Source organism: Bacillus sp. C-3-6 (assembly GCF_054509685.1).
Map to the genome: position 1 here is coordinate 716,774 of NZ_CM137247.1, position 19,534 is coordinate 736,307.

The window sequence follows — 19,534 nt, forward strand, 5'->3', positions numbered from 1 at the left end:
AGCTGACAAATAATTATTTGTCAGCTTTTTTTAGTGTAATTGCATTTCTTGTATGACTAATATGTTCATAAAATAGTAGTTTATCACGGCTAAATACATGCAGTAAAACATGAATAATGAATAGGCCGTTAATGATAAATAGGAATAACAATGTAACGAGTAATACTAAAGGTTCTGTATGATTTAACATAGAGCTACTAGAAAGAATATAATTGATTCCGCCTAACGCAAAATAAAATATACCGTAGCGAATAAATAGTTCTTTTAATGTAATACGATCTGATTTTCCTTTCAGATGAATGCGGAGCAATGCTTTCCCAATTGTTTTTCCATTTGTAAAGTATGGAATAAGAATAAAATAAATAAGGATTGAACACGTAATGAAAATGAGTTCATACATATTCGTGTAAGATTGCATATTAGAAACGAAGAAAGAATTTCCTTTGTTTTTAACGACAGGTACGACGATAGATAAGAAAATCCAATCAATTTGCATCGCGATAAGGCGACGAATGAATCCGACTGGTTTCGTTTCCAAATCAATATGACTATCTAACTCGTTTGTCTTCGGAAGGAAGTACGTAAATATTGGTGCAATGATAAAACCAATTACGCCACCTAATGTATTTAAAAACAAATCATCGATATCAAATAATCGGTATGCACAATTGTATATACCGTATAATCCAGTCACTTGTGTTAGCTCGAAAAATAGTGAAAGGAAAAAGGAAATGCAAATTGTTTGTAAGAAACTACGTCGGAAATAATAACGTAAGTAAATACCGAATGGAACAGTTAATAGAACATTAAATGCAACTTGTAAAAACGCAGACTCTTTTAATAAGTAGAAATAAGTAGCTGGTTTCGTTAAAACTGCCGATGTATGACTACTAATCTCTTGTATGAAATAAAATGGTGAGAGTTGCATGTGTTGTGTATTAGCTGGTTGTAGGCTACAAGTATCAAACGTTTGTGGTAACGGCAAAATAACAAGAAAATAGGCATTTAATAAGTAAAGTAATAATGAGTATAAAATAAATGAGCGCCATTTATTTAAATAACCGTATTTTCGATAATTAAATATTAAAAAAGGGATTAAAAGAAACATTGCTAAAAAGGGAAATAAAATAAATGCTGTTTTTACTGGAAATAAATATGCAGTCAAAGTAAAACTCCTTTCAATGAAAATTCGTTTATCATTATAGCGCTAAAAATATTTAAATACAAAGTTAAAATCTTTCGAAATAGAAATAATTACTAATTTTATAGGAATTAAGTTATAATAAATTTAATATGAGGATATTATGATTATATAAGTTGAGAGAGGGTACAAGAGATGCGATATGAACTTTTTTCTGTAAGTGGGGATCATATTACGACTTTTGAAAGTGCATGGCGTTTTCAGGAGGGAGAACAGATTTTTGTTCATGATGATCAAACAAAAAGAAACTTTATTATTATTCGTCTGACGCATGATGTATTTCAACAAAATAAACATGTTATTCGTTTGTATTGTCAAGAGAAGAAAGTGTATGCATAAGAGAAGCCCTCTTACAGTATGAAAAGTAAGAGGGGCCTTATCTCGTTATTTGTGAACAGCCCGATTGATGAGAGCTGATTAAAGTTCCACTTTATCATTTTTCCCCTCGTAAGGAATAAAAAGAGAAGGGTTAATGTACATAGCTAGCATTTGATTTGGAAGAAAGGATATAGCTTTGTATTTTGCGCTTCAAAGTTACATTTCTTTCTCTTTGAGAAAGCCATGTATGGTAATCTTGTTGTGTTTTCCATAACATACGAATCATATATTCTGCCTTATTATTTGTACGATGAACATGTGAAAACTCTATGTTAATACAACCGTTCGTTCCGGGAGAAGGATAATATTGTTTAAGCCCATAAAGAAGCTCACTTTCATATCCGTACTTAATATGAATGAGTTTAGTAACAATAAACATATAAACACCTCTTTTACGATAATAGTAGGAAAGATAGCTTTACTATAATAGTGAACTTAAATTATATCATACTATTCAGAAAATTCAAATTAAATGATAGATTTTAACTTAATACAGGTATAAAAAAGCGAGTCATCTAGTGTAATAGAATGACTCGCTTTCAATTTGTAAGTTTCATTTTATAAGAAAATAAGAGTAAGTACACCTACGATAATACAATAGAAAGAGAAATATTTTAAATTTCCTTTTGCCATAATGTTCATAAACCATTTTAGTGAAATATACGTCATGATAAATGTTGCGATGAATGCAACAACATATGGCACGAATAATGTGTCTAGATTTGGATCATTTGCAATGTCTGTAATGCTTAACAATAAGCCACCTAAGCTAACAGGAATGTATAGTAAGAATGAAAAGCGAAGAGCTGTTTCTTGCTTCATACCAAGTAACATTGCTGCTACGATTGTGGCACCAGATCGGCTTATTCCGGGAATCAGTGCGCAAGCTTGTGCTAATCCGACGATGATTGCATCTTTCATAGAAAGGTCGCCATCATTTTTACGACCGCGTAAATTTCTAATAATCCAAAGGCCGACAGCAGTAATAAGAAGGGAAATCCCAACCATCTTCACACCTTTTAAGTACTGATCGATGTAATCTTTAAATAAAACACCAATAACACCTGCTGGAATGGTTGCAATAACAAGATAAATAATAAAGAAGAAATCTGATTTTGCGTCTTCTGCTCTTGTAAATATATAAGAGAGACCATTCTTCGTTAGACGAATTAAATCATTTCTATAAATAAGTAATACAGCTAATAATGAAGCTGAATTAACAAGTAGTTCGAAGCTAAATCCTTCTATTTTTAGTCCTAGCAAATGTTGTGCTAAAACGAGATGACCACTTGAAGAAATCGGAATTGGTTCTGTTAGTCCTTGGAACAGACCGAGAATTAAATATTTTAAAACGTAGTAAAATTGTTCCATAATAACCTCCTTGTTTATTAGTTGAAAGAAACAACTTTTCCATTATAACAAAGATATGGATGAATATTGAAAAGAAATAAATATTCGAAATAAAATAAAAATCCCTTATAGCAGTATAAGGGATTTTTATTTTTAATTAAGAATTTACTGTTCCTTGAAGACTTTTAGACAATTGAACATCGACTTTTTCAGCATCATGAATATGATTCATAATAGTAGTATTTAATTTTTGGAACATTTGTTGTGTGTTAGCGAATTCTCGTAATATGTCATCATTACAAGATTTTTGGTTTTCAATAGCCTTAATAACATTTGTAGCACCATTTTGTAACGTTTGAATCATAACTAAAATATTTTCAATTCTAGCGTTTGTATCGGCGCTCATTTCTACACCTTCATCGACTAAATGTAAATTATCTTTTGTGTTATCGTATGCTTTTTCAATTTCTTCTTGAATTTTTTTGGTTAAGTTGCCGATGTTTTTTGTACTTTCTGCTGTACTTTCTGCTAGTTTTCTTACTTCATTGGCAACGACAGCGAATCCTTTACCGTGTTCTCCAGCACGTGCGGCTTCAATACTCGCATTTAAAGCAAGTAAATTTGTTTGTGCTGCAATGTTTTGAATGACTTCTACAATTTGCTCGATTTCCTTTGAGCGTTCGCTTAGATGATTCATACTATTAGACGTGCGTTGAGATTGTTCACCTAATTTATTAATTACAATAAGTAAGCGGTGAACGGATTCTTTTCCTTCATTAGAGCAGTCAATAATTTCTGCAATAGACTGAATTAAGCTTTGTTCCTTTTGTAACATTTCATTATTTAACTCATTGGAATGTATCGTACGTGTTGAAACATTTTCGAAACATGAACTTAACTGTTGAACTAAATTTTGAAGTGTATTGTGTTGGTTATTTACAAGTTGATGCTCTTGTACAACGCTTTGTACACGATTGTGGATAGTAGAAATAGTCTCTTGCTTTTCAATATCTTTTTGTTTTAATTCTGCTTCTAATTCTTGTATACGCTCTTCTAATTGAGCAATTGTATGTTGGAGTGATTTTTTTTGAGTAAACATGTATTTATTTCAACCGCCTTCGAAAGTTATATTTTCTCTATATTTGGATTTTAGCATCTTTTGTATTTTTTAAATATAGGAATTGTTAAATATTTAAGAATCTATTACATTTTATTCATAATTCTCTTTTTTTCGTCACGAAAAATAAACTGTATTTAATCGTTTTGTAAACAAACTGTAAAATAAATCATGTATAACTGTATAAGAAGGGAGTCGGATTATGAACTATTTTAAGCGAATCAGCTGTCTAGTATTAGCAGGAATTATCGGTCTTTCTAGTACAGTCGCTGTTAAAGCAGAGTCAAACGACGAGAAACTTAACAACATGCAACAGCAATTGCAACAAAACGATGCAGAAATGCAAAAGAAAGAGCAAGAGAAGCAAGCTGTTAGTAAAGAAATTAAAGGTATCGAAAACGAACTACATAATTTAAATAATACAATTGCAAAAAATAAAGAGGATCAAGCTGCTATTCAACGTAAAATCGATGAAACACATAAGCAGATTGAGCAAAAAAAGCAAGAAATTGTCGTTTTGGAGGATAAAGTCCTTGCTCGTAAAGATATTATGAGAAAACGTATGGTTTCTGTTCAAAACAGTTCAAATACAAGTTTAGTAGTAGAAGTTGTAGTAGAGTCAAAAAACTTTGCAGACTTCTTACAACGTATGAATGCAGTTTCTACTATTCTAGAAGCTGATAAAGAAATTTTACGTCTACAAGAACAAGATCTTCGTCAAATTGAAGAGGACAAGAAAACAATTGACGAAAAAGAAGCATCTTTAGTAGTAGACAAACAAAAATTAGCAAAAGCGCAAGCTGAACTGCAAGATAACTTGAAAAAACGTCAAGATAACTTACAAACAGTTCAAGCTAAATATAATGAAGTTGCAAGTCAACTTAATTTAGCAGCGGAAGAAAAAGCTAAAATTGAATCAAATATGAAGACAGTACAAGAAACGATTGCTCGTGAGCAAGAAGCAGCAAGAATCGCAGCGGAAGAGCGTGTAAAAGCAGAAGCGGCTGCAAAAGCAGAGCAAGAAGCTTTAGCGAAAGCACAAGCAGAAATTGCTGAAAAGCAAAAACAAGAAAAAGCTAATAAACCAGCTGAACCAGTTGCTAATAATAATTCGAAGGTAGAACCTACCAAACCTGCACAACCTGAACCACCTTCTAAGCCAACTGCTGGTGGGAAAGAAATTTATGTAGAAGCTACAGCTTATACAGCTGATCCAGCGGAAAATGGTTATGCACCAGGTCAACAAGTATTTTCTGCATGGGGACACTATAACTTAACTGCAAACCCAGGAATGAAATTAATTGCTGTAGATCCAAATGTTATTCCATTAGGTAAGACTGTAAATGTTGAAGGTTATGGAGTAGCAATTGCAGCCGATACTGGTGGAGCTATTAAGGGGCATAGAATTGATGTTTTAATGCCAGATAAAGGTTCATCAAGTAGTTGGGGCAGAAGAACAGTTAAAGTTACAATTTTAAACTAACACGTAATCCAACTTTACAATACGTAGAGTTGGATTTTTTTATAATAATAATGTTAAGTTGAGTTTACATTTTGTTAAGGATAGCATACAATAATGGTGAGAGGTGGTAAATTTGACCATTTTAAACAGAGTAAAAGAATTAAGAGCTCGTTTTAACTTTACGCAAAGCGTATTAGCAGAAAAGGTTGGAGTAACGAGACAAACAATTGCAGCAATTGAAAAAGGGGATTACGTTCCTTCATTGTTACTAGCATTGACGATTTGTGATGTATTCCAGTTAAAGATGGAAGACGTGTTTGTTTTAAATAAGGAGGGGGAAGAGGATGAATAGAATTGGTTTTTCTTATATTATAAATGTACTCTATACTGCACTAGCATGCTGGACATTTGTTGAATTTTATAGTGTTATTACAGAGTTAGCAGATATATTTAAAAACGAGAAATTCCCGTTTGAAGTAGCGGTTAATGGAGTACCATTTATTTTATTATTTATTGGAGCTATTATAGTTACAATTTTTTATAGAATTCAAAAGAAAAAATATAAGAATTTATCTTTTTGGATGTATCCATTATTATTTCCACTAGAAGATGAACGTGAAAAAGCGATTACGGATAAAGCTTGTCGAACAACATTTGTATCGTTATGGTTTGTATTACCTTGTGCAGTTGGATTTTTAACTTTTTCGCCTATTATTAATGAATATCTTCCTGGATACCCATTATATATTCTATTTTTGATTTTCTTTATTCAAATGACAGTATTTCACGTATCACTATACAGAAATAAATTAGCTTAAAAAGAAACCTTCTTGCACCGGCAAGAAGGTTTCTTTTTAGCTAATACTTGTACATATGGCGATATTATTTTATCATTTTATATAGAGTAAGATTTTGTAAGGGAAAGGAATTGTATATGAATAAGCAAAGAATTTATAGTATAGTAGCAATCCTTCTATTTGTTGTAGGTGGCGTGTTAATTGGAAAGCCATTTTATGATGGATATCAGGCTGAAAAGAAACAGACTGAAAATGTGCAGGCTGTTCAAAAGATGGATTATGAAAAGCATGAGACGGAATTTGTAGATGCTTCCAAAATTAATCAACCAGACTTGGCGGAAGTAGCGAATGCATCATTAGATAAGAAACAAGTAATTGGTCGTATTTCGATTCCAAGTGTTTCAGTAGAACTGCCTGTTTTGAAAGCTTCTACTGAAAAAAACTTATTATCAGGTGCAGCGACAGTAAAAGAGAATCAAGTTATGGGAAAAGGGAATTACGCACTAGCAGGACATAACATGTCTAAAAAAGGTGTTTTATTTAGTGATATAGCTTCTTTGAAAAAAGGCGATAAAATTTATTTGTATGACAATGAAAATGAATATGAGTATGCGGTTACTGGTGTATCTGAAGTAACTCCTGATAAGTGGGAAGTTGTAGAGGATCATGGGAAAGATGAGATAACACTTATTACATGTGTATCTGTAAAGGATAATTCTAAGCGTTATGTTGTTGCTGGTGATTTAGTAGGAACGAAGGCGAAGAAGTAAAAAAAGAAGGTGAACTCTTTAAAGAGTTCACCTTCTTTTTTACTAATGTTGAGAAATAATAGAATATTTTGGTTTGCATTTAAGTATTCTTCTATTTATGTATAATAAAGTTAGAATTCTATATTTTGGGAGGGACAAGAGTGAGACAACAGGTGAAGAAACTTCTTTTAACAACGAGTATAGCGTTATTGGTAGCTCCAATTTCAGCTTATGCGCATCCAGGGCGTACAGATGCTAATGGCGGACATACGTGTCGTACAAATTGTGAGAAATGGGGATTACAGTACGGGGAATATCATTATCACAATAAACCAGCTTCTAGTAGTAGTGCAACGAGCCCAGCTCCTAGCCAGAATAATAATAGTGCTGTAGAAGCTGAGAGACAAGCAGAAGCACAGCGCAATACTGAGGCTGAAAAACAACGTGCTGCAGAAGCACAGCGTAACGCTGAGGCTGAAAAACAACGTAATGCAGAAGCACAGCGTAAAGCTGAAGAAGAGAGACAACGTGTAGCCGAGGAACAAAGAAAAGCTGAAGAGGCACGTAAACAAGAGGAAGCGCAGCGCCAAGCTGATATGGAAAAAGGTCAACTTGAAGGTCAAAAGAATGGAGAAACTGATTTTAAAGCAGGAAAAAATGATGCAGAAGTGCATGTAGCTGGAAAATCTGATGCATATAAACAAGCGTTTAAAGCGACTTATGCAGCCGCATGGTCTTTAGAAGAGCAGAAGAAAACGCATTTTGAAAAAGGAAAAGAACAAGGTTTAGCGCAAGAGACGATGGACGATAGTCAAGTTGCTCCAGAGTTTAAGGTAAACTTTGCAGACGGGTTCAAAGTAGGGAATAAAGAAAGAGTAGAAAAAATTGAAAAAGAGCAAGCTGAATTAGGGGAAAAGACAGGGAAAGAATTAGCTGAAAAGAATCCTGGAAATAGAGAGAAAGAAGTATACGTGAAGGCATATGAAACAGCGTATGAAAAAGGCTATAAATCTACAAAAAAGGCAGTAGAAAAAGCTGGCTATAAGTATGCATTTGAAAACTATGATTTAAAAGTTCCTGCTAAGTATGAAAGAAATGAATTGTTAAAGAAATGGTTTACTGAAGGATTTAAATCGAATAAAAAAGCAGCGGAAATTCGAGAAGAAGGGTATAAAAAGGGAGACAGCTGGTTCTCATTCTTCTATAAGAGTTTCGTACCAAGTGAATATAAAGAACATAAAGAGCTGTACGAACAAGCAATCGAAAAAGGTAAAACAGCATAAAAAAAGATGAGGAGAAATTCCTCATCTTTTTTAATCCATCCATTTCACTAATTTCTTAGAAATTAATAATAAAACACAACCTAATACAATTGCCACAGCGCCAATAACTGTGAATACTTCAGCGTATCCAAGTGAAGTTGTGAAGCTAGCAAGTTGTCCGCCTAAAATGTTGGCGATACCTGAACTTGCTAGCCATACACCCATTAGTAAAGATGCTAATTTTACCGGAGCAAGCGCACTAACCATTGATAGTCCGACAGGTGATAAGAATAGCTCACCTAACGTATGGAAAAGATACGTAAAGACGATAAATAGTAAGTTTGCTTTTTCTGTAATGTTATGTTCATCACTACCTGTTTTTAATGTAGCGATAACGAGAATGATATAACCGATACCGAGCAAGATCATCCCAAGTCCCATTTTAGTTGGGATTTTTAAATCACCGCGCTTGCGAGTTGCAAGTTTTGCCCATAATGCAGAAATGACTGGAGCAAGCAAAATAATAAATAATGGATTGACCGATTGGAACCAAGATGTTGGAACTTCCCATCCGAACACAGAGCGGTCTACAAATTTGTTTGTATATAATGTTAATGAGCTACCAGCTTGTTCAAAGCCAGCCCAGAAGAAGACAACGAAGCATGTTAAAATGACGATAACTGCGGTACGTTGTTTTTCTTTTTTTGTTAATGGTGTATCTCCTACTGATGGTTGTCCAGCAGCTGTTTGTAAATCGCGAGTTGGTTTTTTACCGATATTACCAAGGAAGCGATTTGATAGTGTTGTAAATAAAATTTGTCCAATAATCATTCCGATTGAAGCGGCTAAGAAACCGTAACGGAATCCGTAATGTACAACGCCATCAACTGTTGTTTTGAATAAATTTTCTGATAAAAATCCGCAAACGAGTGGAGCTAAAAATGACCCGACGTTAATACCCATATAGAAAATGGTAAATGCACTATCACGTTTTGGATCGTTCTCTTCGTATAATTCCCCAACCAGTGTAGAGATGTTCGGTTTGAAGAATCCGTTACCGATAATAATAAGCGCTAATCCGAGGTATAGGCCTAATTGGTTTTGCAAGGCAAATAGTGTAAGGTTACCGATTGCCATTGTTATACCACCAATTGTGATCGCTTTTCGTCTACCTAGAAAACGATCTGTTAAGTATCCACCAATCATTGGTGTGAAATAACAGGCTCCAGTGTAAAATCCGTAAATAGAGAGTGCCCATGCGGGACTAAACCCAAGACCACCGCTTACTAAAGCTGTCGTTAAATATAATGTTAATAATCCTCGTAATCCATAGTAACTAAATCTTTCCCACATTTCTGTAAAGAAGAGTAAGTATAAACCTGGAGGATGTTTCTTTTTTCTTTGTTGTTCTCTTTCTAGTTGTATCGCTGATTCCATGTTATTTTCCTCCTGACACAAACAAAAACAAAGTTAATAATTTTGTACATTTAATATTTTACCTTATTAACTATTATAAGTCAATAAAGGTTGATTTTTCAGAAGAAATTGGAAAAAGGGAATAGCTATAGAAGGGGTGTTTCTTTTGTGATAGACTATGGACTATGTTTTCTTCGTAAGGAAGCGGGTTATTGTACTTTTTTTATATGTGGAATTGATTTCATAAGAGATGAAATTAAAGAAGGAGAAAGAAATGAAATTGTTACAGAAAAAAGAAATTTTACTTATTAGTCTTATGTTATTTTCGATGTTCTTTGGAGCAGGGAATCTTATATTCCCACCTTTTCTTGGATATGAAGCAGGAGAACATGTGTGGATTTCATTAGTAGGATTTATTATATCAGCAACAGGTCTTCCTATATTAGGTGTTATCTCTATTGCAAAAGCAGGAAGTTTTCAAACGTTAGCGGGTAGAGTTCATTCTTCATTTGCAATTATTTTTCCATGTATCGTGTATGTATTTATTGGACCTGGGCTTGGTATACCACGTGCGGGAAGTTTAGCCTTTGAAATGGGGCCAGGTCAGTTATTCCCTGAAGTAGGAAGCGGAGTATTATTGTTTTATACAGTTATTTTCTTTAGTATTGTTTACTGGTTAAGTTTATCACCATCTAAACTAATGGGGTTGTTTGGAAAAGTCTTGACGCCGTTATTATTATGTATGATTGCACTTATTTTTATAAAGAGTATGTTTACAACAGTAGGAGATATGAAAGAACCAATAGGGAACTATGGCCAAGCTCCTATGTTTCAAGGGTTTTTAGATGGATATTTAACAATGGATGCGTTAGCTGCTTTAATCTTTGGAATTGTGATTGCAAATGCATTACGTGCAAAGGGTATTGAAGATGATAAAGGTTTAGCGAAATATATGAGTATTGCTGGAATCGGGGCAGGACTATTATTATCGATTATTTATGTCATCCTTGGATATGTGGGGGCAATTAGTGGCTCATTAGGAACATTTGATAACGGTGCGAAAGTGTTAGCACAAGTTATGATTACATTATTTGGACAGGGCGGAGTCGTTTTATTAGGTCTTATTTTTACTATCGCGTGTTTATGTGTTTCAATTGGACTTGTTACGTCTTGTAGTCAATTTTTTGCGAGTGCATTTCCGAAAGTATCTTATAAAGTGTGGGCATTTATAGTAAGCGTTGTTAGTATGATCTTAGCTAATTTAGGATTAACGCAAATTTTAAAAGTATCAGTACCAATTCTTGGATTTATTTATCCAATTGCATTAACGCTTATTATTCTAGGGTTATTCCATAAGTATATTGGGAGGTATGCATACGTATATGCAGTAACTGTTTGGGTTGTAGCGATATTTAGTGCAATTGATATTTTAAATAAAAATGTAATGATGAATCAGTGGACGTCAGTATTAAAATACATTCCGTTTTATACAGAAGGTGTTGGGTGGATTGTTCCAGCTATTGTAGGCATGTGTCTTGGTTTCATCGTTAGTATTGCTTTAAATAAGAATAAATGAGTAAAAAGGTGTTTTCCTATTTTGGGAAGACACCTTTCTTTTTTTGGAAAAATACTATTGAAAATGAATAGACTAAGAGTATGATAAAGATAATTGGTAATATATAGGTTTAATGAGAGTTGCGAATAAGGGGGTAGCGTATGAAGAAGGATTTGGATAAGAAAATAGAAGCACTCGAAACGGCAATTGAAACAATTCAAGAAGCACTTGCTGAATTAAAAGTGAAGCAAAGGGAAATAGAAGTAGAGAACGCTCAGCAACATGTTAGTAAGGAAAAGAAGGAATATATTGAAACGGTAATGGAGGAAAAGCTAAAAGAAGAAATAGTTACGATAAAAGAGCCTGTGCAAGAACGTGAGGTAAAACAAGTAGATATATCTGCTTTTAAACCAGAGCCATTTAATATTATTAAGTTTTGTCAAACGTGGTTACCGCGTGTATTTGTCGGTATTATGTTGCTTGGAGTGATCTGGTTATTTAAAGCAGGAGTAGATGCTGGTTTATTAACACCAGCAATACGAATTGTGTTTGGTATCGCATTATCTATCGGTTTGTATTATATAGGAGATATTCAAATTAAAACAGAGCGGCAGGCGTTAGGATTAGTATTGGTTGGAGGAAGTATTTCGGGGATTGTTTTAACGACGTTTGCGGCACATTATTTGTATGCATTTATTCCGGCAAGTATCGCGTTTCTCTTTAATATTGCATGGGTTATTTTAGGGATTTATTTAGCGAAAAGATATAACTCGGAATACCTTACTATCTTCGTAGCGGTAGGAGCGTTCTTCGTGCCATTCTTGTTAAATAGTACGACTCCTAATCCTTATATTTTCTTTGGATACGAGACGATATTAACACTTAGTTTATTATGGTATGGATTGAAAAATCGTTATAAATACTTATATATGATTTCTTACGCTGTTGCGGCCATTGTTCTTTTTGTCTTCTTTGCTGTTATGTCAATATTAGTAGAGAACTTGCAAATACAGTTAACGATTGTATATGGTTTGATTCATTTACTATTATTTTGGCATATGTTTACGGAGAGAAGTTTTATACCAGAACCACGTTTGGCGATATTTAGTGCGAATGCAGTTTTCTTTATACTAGCTATTGCCAAAATACCTGATTTTACAACATGGGGATTGATTATTAGTGCAATTGTGCACGCTGCTATGTTTGTGCTTGAGTATAGGAAGAATAGACATTCTACATTTACAAATCTCTTATTTGGTTTCGCAATGGGAGCGTTTAGTTTAGCGATTTTATACGAGTATAGTTTAGTGAATGCAGCGATTGTACTATTATTACAAGGTTTCCTCGGCATGGTCACTTCTATTAAAGTAAAACAACAGATAAAATTGTATGTTAGTGCGACGGTTTACGCAATTGGAATGATACAGACGATTTTTAGCCCGTTTGATGAATTTATTTCGGCAGGTTTTGTTGCTCATCTTATTTTAATAGGAACGTTCTATTATTGCATGAGACAAGCGAAAGAAGTGTTAGCGAGTATTGGTAAGTATGTGTACTCTATAGCGCTCTACTGGTTAATGGTCATTGTATTTATTACAATCACTAGAATTGGTGAAGTTCTTTCTACAGATGGAAGTATAATTAGCGTATCTGTATCGTTATTATGGATGATATATGCGTTATTTGCAGTTTGGTTTGGCCGTTATAGACAGATGAATGAAATATTATATGCTGGATTAATCGTATTAGTAGTAACGGTAGGGAAGTTATTCCTACTTGACTTACCAGAGGTATCGATGATGATTAGGGCAGTGTTATTCCTAATCGTCGGTAGTATAGGTATCGTTATTTCAAGAATGTTTTTCTCGAAGGAAGAGAAGTGAGAAGAAGGCAATCCATGTATGGATTGCCTTTTTCATTATTTCTTATTAATCGTTACAGTTTCATTATATTTCGTTGTTGTATTTTGGCGTAGACGAAGAGTTGCTTGTCCAGTTGTATTTGAATCAATCTGTACATTTACAACTTTCTCAGCAGAGCCTAAGCTGTTTGTTGTGAAAGAGAAGGCACTACTATATCCCAAAGCAGATGGCCAAGTGCCGTTTGTATTTTGAATTTTTGCTACTTGTGTTCCACCAGTAGTGAATATACCTAAAGAATAGTTGTTATAAGTTGTATTAGGTAGTAAGTTGTTTACTTGAATCTTCATTTGGAAAATTTCATTGTTTGGTAGAATGCTAGGGTGTGTAACGACGTAGTCGCTTGTTGTGACCGCACCGTTATAACCGTATGAACCTGGTTTAAAAGTATTTGTATTAAACCATTGATAACCTGCATTTGGTGCACTCCAAGGTTCAGGTTGTGGTTCTGTTGATAAGCTTGGCTGTTCAAATGTTTGTAGAGCTGTAGGTGAATCAAGCTGTAAACCATTTACTTGATCTAAACTTGTAAATGTCTCTTTATTCGATAACCAATTTACGATGTTTTCTAATAAAATCGCATCGTTTTCTTCTTTATAACCATCGTAAGTTTTCTTTGTTTGGCCAGAATCTTCACGAACGTACTTTGGCGTAGCATCTTCAACAGGAGAAGAGTCACCAATAAAGGCAGCTTTTCCAAGTCCTACTTTTGCAATTGCAGCATATGGGCCTTCTGCAATACCACCGCCATTATAAACGCCACTATCAACAGCGTTATTCCATTTTGATGGATTTTCTGGAAGGTAAACAAGTCCTTTTGCTAGTTTTGGGTTTGTAATTGCTAGAGTAGAACCAGCATGCATTGCTACAGAAGAAACACCTTTTGTAATTCCGAAAGATTGTTCAGGCGATACAATTGTTTTCGCTGAAACATCACCAAGTGCATTGTAGCGGAAGCGAATACCGAAGTTGTCAGATAGCCAATCAGAGCTTTCTACTCCTTGCATAGCTTGTGAATTTGCTTCTTCATTAGACATTCCTTTTGCTGGATTATCCCAAGCACCGCGTCTATATCCATTAAATACTTCAGAAGAGTCCCAGCGATTTTTATTACGATCTGCATTGTAATGATCGGCAATAAAGAAGATACTACCGCCATTTTTTACATATTGTAACATAGCGTCCTGCTCAGATTTTTTGTAAGGAATATTAGCTTCTGGAACGATAAATACATTGTAACCTTTTAAGTCTTCGTACGTAATAGGTGTTGATTTACGAAGTTCTTTTACGTGATAACCGTTTTTTGCAATGCCGTTTCCGAAGTCAGAAAAGCCGCCGTCAATAACCCAGTCAGCTGTCCCAGCAGTTTGACCGTGTGTATTATCGAATAATACTTTCTTCCCATTGTTTTGATTTACAACTTTTGCAGCAATTTCAGGAGCTGGGTCTACAGAGCTTTCGGCATAAGTAGACGGTATGAACGAGGTCCCTATACTTAGTGTAATTGCTGTTGCTAAAGAAAATGTAATCCATTTTTTATTCTTCATAGAAGAATCCCCCTAATAATAAATATATGTGCTTTAATAATGTAATTTATTTTTCTGTAAAAATAAAGACGGAAAACATAAAAAATATTAAAAGATTGTAAAAATACCGTGAATTTTGTTGAGAAATATTTATATAGATATAAAAAAACCTTCCAAGTAATAAGGAAGGGGTTTTTTGCTTAACTAATTTTTGAGTTAGGTGTTTCATCAATCTTATGAAACCCTTTCATGTAATATACGATTGTTAAGCCGATAAGCCAAATTGGGCCGACAATCAATGCAATTCGTGTATCTTCTGAATACGCCATTATACCTAGTACTAATACAAGGAAAACGAGTGAGAAGTATGAGCTTAATGGGTATAAAGGCATTTTATACGATAACTTTTGTTTATTTTGAGTAGGTAAGCTTTTACGGAATTTAATTTGAGCAACTAATATAATTCCCCAAGTCCAAATTGCGCCGAAAGTTGAAATGCTAGTAAGCCATGTAAATACCTTTGCAGGTACGAGATAGTTTAATATAACGCCAATGAGTAAAACGATAGCAGTTGCTACAATTCCTTGGCTTGGAATGCCATTTTTATTTAAACGACCAAATCTTTCAGGAGCTTTTTTCTGCTGAGCTAATGTAAATAGCATACGGCCTGTACTAAATAAACCACCATTACAAGAAGAAAGAGCTGCTGTTAATACGACAAAGTTAATAATACCTGCTGCTTTTGCGATACCAATTTGCTGGAATGTTAATACGAATGGGCTTCCTTTCTCACCAAGTTCGTTCCATGGATAAATTGCCATCATAACGAATAGAGCTCCTACGTAGAACAGTAATATTCTCCAAAACACGTTATCAATTGCTTTTGCGAGTGTTTTCTTCGGATTTTGAGCTTCACCAGCTGTAACACCGATTAATTCAACGCCTAAATAAGCGAATAGTACCATCTGCATGGAGAGTAGTAACCCCGAAAAACCATTTGGGAACCAGCCACCATGTGACCAAAGGTTTGAAATACCAGTAGCGATACCACCGTTTCCGAATCCGAATAAAATAATACCAGCGCCGACAACTATCATACAGATAATTGTGACAATTTTAATTAGAGCAAACCAAAACTCAAGTTCTCCAAATACTTTTACTGATAAGAAGTTAAAAGCGCTCATTAACAATAGAGCAAGTAACGCCCAAGTCCAGCGCGGGATATCTGGAAACCAGTACTGCATGTAAATGCCAGCTGCTGTAATTTCAGCCATACAAGTAACAACCCATAAGAACCAGTAATTCCAGCCAGTAATATAACCAGCGAGTGGGCCGATATAATCATATGCATATTTACTAAAAGAACCGGCAACAGGTTGTTCAATTGCCATTTCCCCGAGAGCTCGCATGATGAAAAAAATAACGAGTCCGGCAATCATATAGCCTAGTAAAATAGAAGGACCGGCTAGTTTAATAGCGGAAGCAGATCCTAAAAATAGCCCAACGCCAATAGCTGAGCCAAGTGACATTAAAGTAATATGTCGTTCTTTTAAACCACGATTTAAAGTTCCAGATTTGTTTGTGTGCTGCATAAGAAGAATCCCCCTTGTAGAGTGAACAATATTTGAATGCGTTTACTAAGTATTTAACTATTTCAAATTATAAAACATTTCTATCTGTTATGCTACAAAAATAATCATAATGAACTGTACTACATCTGTACTTGTCAGACTTAAACTTAAAATTCGAACTATTAGGGAATATATTGACTCTTCTTTTTATTGATTGTTAAGATTAAGTATTATATTTTCTCACATACTAGTAAGAAAAGAATGTGTGATAATAATTCAGGTGTAGGAAGGGTACATAAGCATGTTTCAATTACAAAAATATAACACTTCTGTGAAGCAAGAGTTTTTAGCTGGCATCACAACTTTTTTTACATTTGCGTATATTCTTGTCATCAATCCAAAAATATTATCTGATGCAGGTGTACCATTTGACCAAGCGTTTACAGCAACAATTATTGCAACCGTTGTTGGAACAGTAGGTATGGCGATTTTCGCGAATTACCCGATTGTTATTGCTCCAGCTATGGGAATGAATGCATATTTTGCTTATTCTGTTGTACAGAAGGCAGAAGGGATTACATATGTAGTTGCCTTTTCAGCTGTATTTGTAACGGGGATTATTTTTCTTTTATTATCTTTTACTTCGTTTAGGCAAAAGTTAATTTTAGCAATTCCTGATAGTTTAAAGCATGCAATTGCAGGTGGAATTGGACTATTTATTGCTTTTATTGGATTGCGCCTTTCTGGAATTATCGTGGATCATCCTTCTAATTTAGTTACGATTGGTGATTTTCATTCTCCAGCTGTTATTTTAACTTTAATTGGTTTAATATTAGCGGCGGTATTAATGGCATTACGTGTGAGTGGTGCATTATTTATTAGTATGATTGTGACAGGAGTTATCGCCTTCTTTACAGGGCAATTGAAGTTTGCTGATAAAATTGTGGCGATGCCTCATTTGCCAGAGGGTATTATCGTTTCAAACCCAATCAATGCATTTTCAGATGTAATTGAATACGGATTATATGGTGTTGTATTTTCATTTTTACTTGTACTTTTATTCGATACAACAGGTGCATTACTTGGTTTAATTAAACAAGCAGGTTTAATTACAGACAATACAGAGAAGCGTTTTGGTAAAGCGTTTATTGCAGATGCAATTGGCGGGACTACAGGTTCTATCTTTGGAACAAGCCCAACAGCAGCGACGATTGAATCGTCAGCAGGTATTGCTGCAGGTGGGAAAACTGGATTAACAGGGATTGTAGTTGTTGGTCTAACAATTATAACGGCATTTTTCAGTCCTGTTATTGCTTCTTTATCAAGTGTAGCCGCTATTACAGCTCCTTCATTAATTATAGTAGGTAGTTTAATGGCACAAAGCATTCGAGATATTAATTGGAATGAATTTGAAGGTGCGTTACCAGCATTTTTGATTTTTATAGGTATTCCGTTAACGTCTAGTATTGCAAATGGAATTGCAATTGGATTTTTAGTATATCCAGTTTTGAAAATTGTGAAGGGTAAAGGAAAGGAAGTACATCCATTACTATACTTATTTACAATTTTATTTGGATGTCATTTATTCTTATAATATAGATATAGGAGAGTGAGCTTCTTATGAGAGGCTCCTTTTTTGTGTATAATAAAGTGAAACTATAGGCAGTAGTGGGGATTTATCCCCACTGTGTATTAGCCCGCATCAATCGGGATAATGTGGAAATTAAATTAATTTCGTAAAATATAAATTACCTAATGGAATGTATATGTTACAATAAAGGTGGAGGAGGAACATGAATGGCTGTAAGTAAAATAAAAGTCGCGCGTGTTCAGTTAGATTTAACACAGCAAAAATTAGCAGAAAAAGTAGGCGTTACAAGGCAAACGATTAGTTTAATTGAGAAGGGGAAATACAACCCATCTTTAGATTTATGTTTGAAAATTTGTTATGCGGTAGATAAAACATTGAATGATTTGTTTTGGGAGGAAAAGGAGTGATAGGGTGAAAATCGTGAAAGATGAACGTTTAATGATTGAGGGGTTAAAACACATTAGGTTAGTTTTCATTTTACAAAATATCATCATACTAGGCATTGTTTTTTACCGTTATGTTTTGCAAGGAGCAGGATATGAAAGTGTTTCGGATCTATTAATGGTATTTATGGGCGGGATCGTAGCTATTAACTTCTTAAATTTAAAACATTCTGTAGAGGCATATGAGCATACAGGTGGGGTATCACGTAGCTATTTCATGAAACTATTATTCATTCCGGTAGGTATTGTTATTGGACTGTTAGCTATTTGTATTATTGTAACACCGGATATTTCGATAAAAGCAATCAGTATAACAGCACTTATTATGTTTGCTTGTTTTTTAGTTCCTAGTTTATTTATCTACATATATATGAAAAAGATAAAAAGTGAAGATTGAAATATAAGAAAGGCTTTCCCGTATTGAGGAAAGCCTTTCTTATATCTTTTTATACAGTACTTTATGAAGGCCAATCGGTTCAATTTCAAAGATTTCACCATGCTCCTGAAAGTCTAATCGCTTGTAATAGTCAGTTACAGTAATACGGCCATTACACCATAGGATGTTTGCTTTCCGTTCTTTTAAAATTTGTTCTGCCTTCTGAATTAAGGAGCTTCCAGCTCTTTTGTTCCGAAAGTTAGGTAATGTTGCCATTCCTCGTAGTCTATAATGGATACCTTTTTGCAAATCAGGATATATTTCTTTTGAGAAGGAAGCGATGCTAATCAACTCATCGTTTATAAAGGCACCTAAGTGGAATGTGTCTTTTTCGTAATCAGAAGAGTATTTACAGTCTGCTAGGGACTGATTGGGACGCAACACCGCTTGGCGTAATAAGTGTGTCTCGGATGCATCAATATACTGCACAGTAATCATGTTATCATCCTTTCTTATAAACCTTTTTCTATAAGTTGTATAAAGAAGTATGCAGGTGCAGCGAGAAGGCCGAGTATACTAGCGGTTCCGAGAAGGAGTGAAAGAAAAAGGAATGAGTATTTAACTCCATTTGATTTTTTCCAACCATAGCTGCAAATTTCAATGCTAACACCGATGAGAATAATGGCGACGAGTACTTCCGCTAATAATAAGAGAGCTAAAGTTACAATAGACATAATGTAATCCATCCTCATAATATGTGATAGTAACATTTTACCATATGAAATTAAAAAAATGCCCCTCAATTATGTGAGGGGCATTTT

General features: G+C 34.4%; 19 protein-coding genes and 1 pseudogene. 11 read left to right on the forward strand and 9 right to left on the reverse strand.

Translation table 11 applies throughout. The features are described 5' to 3' along the window. Positions 1–13: 13 nt before the first annotated feature. Positions 14–1,165, reverse strand: coding sequence for a VanZ family protein (locus ACW0JX_RS03575; protein ID WP_000128025.1), 1,152 nt, complete (start codon positions 1,163–1,165; stop codon positions 14–16). A gap of 171 nt (positions 1,166–1,336) precedes the next feature. On the opposite strand from ACW0JX_RS03575, the gene ACW0JX_RS03580 reads away from it, so the two are divergent. After that, positions 1,337–1,540, forward strand: a complete 204-nt coding sequence (locus ACW0JX_RS03580; protein ID WP_001268332.1) for a hypothetical protein — start codon at positions 1,337–1,339, stop codon at positions 1,538–1,540. 130 nt (positions 1,541–1,670) lie between these two features. On the opposite strand, the gene ACW0JX_RS03585 is transcribed toward ACW0JX_RS03580, so the two are convergent. The 3 genes and pseudogenes from ACW0JX_RS03585 to ACW0JX_RS03595 form a co-directional block, all read right to left on the reverse strand. Further along, a complete protein-coding gene (locus ACW0JX_RS03585; protein ID WP_089170423.1) occupies positions 1,671–1,958 on the reverse strand; it encodes an antibiotic biosynthesis monooxygenase in 288 nt (95 codons plus the stop codon). A 179-nt stretch (positions 1,959–2,137) separates the two neighbouring features. Then, positions 2,138–2,950, reverse strand: coding sequence for an undecaprenyl-diphosphate phosphatase (locus ACW0JX_RS03590; RefSeq protein WP_000434794.1), 813 nt, complete (start codon positions 2,948–2,950; stop codon positions 2,138–2,140). Positions 2,951–3,086: 136 nt separating this feature from the next. Beyond that, positions 3,087–3,587 (reverse strand): annotated as a pseudogene (locus ACW0JX_RS03595) (methyl-accepting chemotaxis protein); the annotation flags it as partial. A gap of 661 nt (positions 3,588–4,248) precedes the next feature. Here ACW0JX_RS03595 and ACW0JX_RS03600 point away from each other — a divergent pair. From ACW0JX_RS03600 to ACW0JX_RS03620, 5 genes are all read left to right on the forward strand, one after another. Further along, positions 4,249–5,529, forward strand: a complete 1,281-nt coding sequence (locus ACW0JX_RS03600; RefSeq protein ID WP_459245370.1) for a 3D domain-containing protein — start codon at positions 4,249–4,251, stop codon at positions 5,527–5,529. A 112-nt stretch (positions 5,530–5,641) separates the two neighbouring features. After that, positions 5,642–5,860 (forward strand): helix-turn-helix transcriptional regulator, encoded by a 219-nt coding sequence (locus ACW0JX_RS03605; protein WP_000154019.1) that lies wholly within the window; start codon positions 5,642–5,644, stop codon positions 5,858–5,860. Next, positions 5,853–6,326: a DUF2178 domain-containing protein gene (locus tag ACW0JX_RS03610; protein ID WP_098392228.1), complete on the forward strand. Its 474-nt coding sequence runs from the start codon at positions 5,853–5,855 to the stop codon at positions 6,324–6,326. The genes ACW0JX_RS03605 and ACW0JX_RS03610 overlap by 8 nt, the downstream gene beginning before the upstream one ends. A gap of 116 nt (positions 6,327–6,442) precedes the next feature. Beyond that, positions 6,443–7,075 carry a class A sortase gene (locus ACW0JX_RS03615; protein WP_001041724.1) on the forward strand — a complete coding sequence of 211 codons (633 nt, stop codon included), beginning with the start codon at positions 6,443–6,445 and terminating at the stop codon, positions 7,073–7,075. 140 nt (positions 7,076–7,215) lie between these two features. Continuing rightward, positions 7,216–8,337 (forward strand): YHYH domain-containing protein, encoded by a 1,122-nt coding sequence (locus ACW0JX_RS03620; RefSeq protein ID WP_459245371.1) that lies wholly within the window; start codon positions 7,216–7,218, stop codon positions 8,335–8,337. A 30-nt stretch (positions 8,338–8,367) separates the two neighbouring features. Here ACW0JX_RS03620 and ACW0JX_RS03625 read toward each other — a convergent pair whose 3' ends face one another. Then, positions 8,368–9,753, reverse strand: coding sequence for a peptide MFS transporter (locus ACW0JX_RS03625; RefSeq protein ID WP_000443144.1), 1,386 nt, complete (start codon positions 9,751–9,753; stop codon positions 8,368–8,370). Positions 9,754–10,006: 253 nt separating this feature from the next. Here ACW0JX_RS03625 and brnQ1 point away from each other — a divergent pair, with 253 nt between their 5' ends. Together brnQ1 and ACW0JX_RS03635 are read left to right on the forward strand one after the other, a co-directional pair. Continuing rightward, the gene (gene brnQ1 / locus ACW0JX_RS03630) at positions 10,007–11,308 is read left to right on the forward strand and encodes a branched-chain amino acid transport system II carrier protein BrnQ1 (RefSeq protein WP_459245372.1); all 1,302 of its coding nucleotides are present in this window, start codon (positions 10,007–10,009) and stop codon (positions 11,306–11,308) included. 140 nt (positions 11,309–11,448) lie between these two features. Next, entirely contained in the window at positions 11,449–13,170 is a 1,722-nt protein-coding gene (locus ACW0JX_RS03635) for a DUF2339 domain-containing protein (RefSeq protein WP_459245373.1), read from the forward strand. A gap of 35 nt (positions 13,171–13,205) precedes the next feature. Here ACW0JX_RS03635 and ACW0JX_RS03640 read toward each other — a convergent pair whose 3' ends face one another. Further along, a complete protein-coding gene (locus ACW0JX_RS03640) occupies positions 13,206–14,753 on the reverse strand; it encodes a DNA-binding protein (RefSeq protein ID WP_459245374.1) in 1,548 nt (515 codons plus the stop codon). Between the two features lie 179 nt (positions 14,754–14,932). Beyond that, on the reverse strand, positions 14,933–16,324 hold the full coding sequence (locus ACW0JX_RS03645) for an amino acid permease (protein WP_089170428.1): 1,392 nt from the start codon (positions 16,322–16,324) through the stop codon (positions 14,933–14,935). A gap of 280 nt (positions 16,325–16,604) precedes the next feature. Here ACW0JX_RS03645 and ACW0JX_RS03650 point away from each other — a divergent pair, with 280 nt between their 5' ends. The 3 genes from ACW0JX_RS03650 to ACW0JX_RS03660 all read left to right on the forward strand — a co-directional run bounded on the left by ACW0JX_RS03650 (position 16,605) and on the right by ACW0JX_RS03660 (position 18,734). Next, positions 16,605–17,897: an NCS2 family permease gene (locus tag ACW0JX_RS03650; RefSeq protein WP_459245375.1), complete on the forward strand. Its 1,293-nt coding sequence runs from the start codon at positions 16,605–16,607 to the stop codon at positions 17,895–17,897. Positions 17,898–18,100: 203 nt separating this feature from the next. Continuing rightward, positions 18,101–18,301 carry a helix-turn-helix transcriptional regulator gene (locus ACW0JX_RS03655; RefSeq protein WP_000301177.1) on the forward strand — a complete coding sequence of 67 codons (201 nt, stop codon included), beginning with the start codon at positions 18,101–18,103 and terminating at the stop codon, positions 18,299–18,301. Between the two features lie 4 nt (positions 18,302–18,305). Beyond that, positions 18,306–18,734, forward strand: coding sequence for a hypothetical protein (locus ACW0JX_RS03660; RefSeq protein ID WP_000706643.1), 429 nt, complete (start codon positions 18,306–18,308; stop codon positions 18,732–18,734). A 39-nt stretch (positions 18,735–18,773) separates the two neighbouring features. Here the strand turns inward: ACW0JX_RS03660 and ACW0JX_RS03665 are convergent, their stop codons facing one another. After that, the gene (locus ACW0JX_RS03665) at positions 18,774–19,211 is read right to left on the reverse strand and encodes a GNAT family N-acetyltransferase (RefSeq protein ID WP_000633846.1); all 438 of its coding nucleotides are present in this window, start codon (positions 19,209–19,211) and stop codon (positions 18,774–18,776) included. 14 nt (positions 19,212–19,225) lie between these two features. Beyond that, positions 19,226–19,483 carry a DUF4022 family protein gene (locus ACW0JX_RS03670; RefSeq protein WP_071714271.1) on the reverse strand — a complete coding sequence of 86 codons (258 nt, stop codon included), beginning with the start codon at positions 19,481–19,483 and terminating at the stop codon, positions 19,226–19,228. Positions 19,484–19,534: the final 51 nt, after the last annotated feature.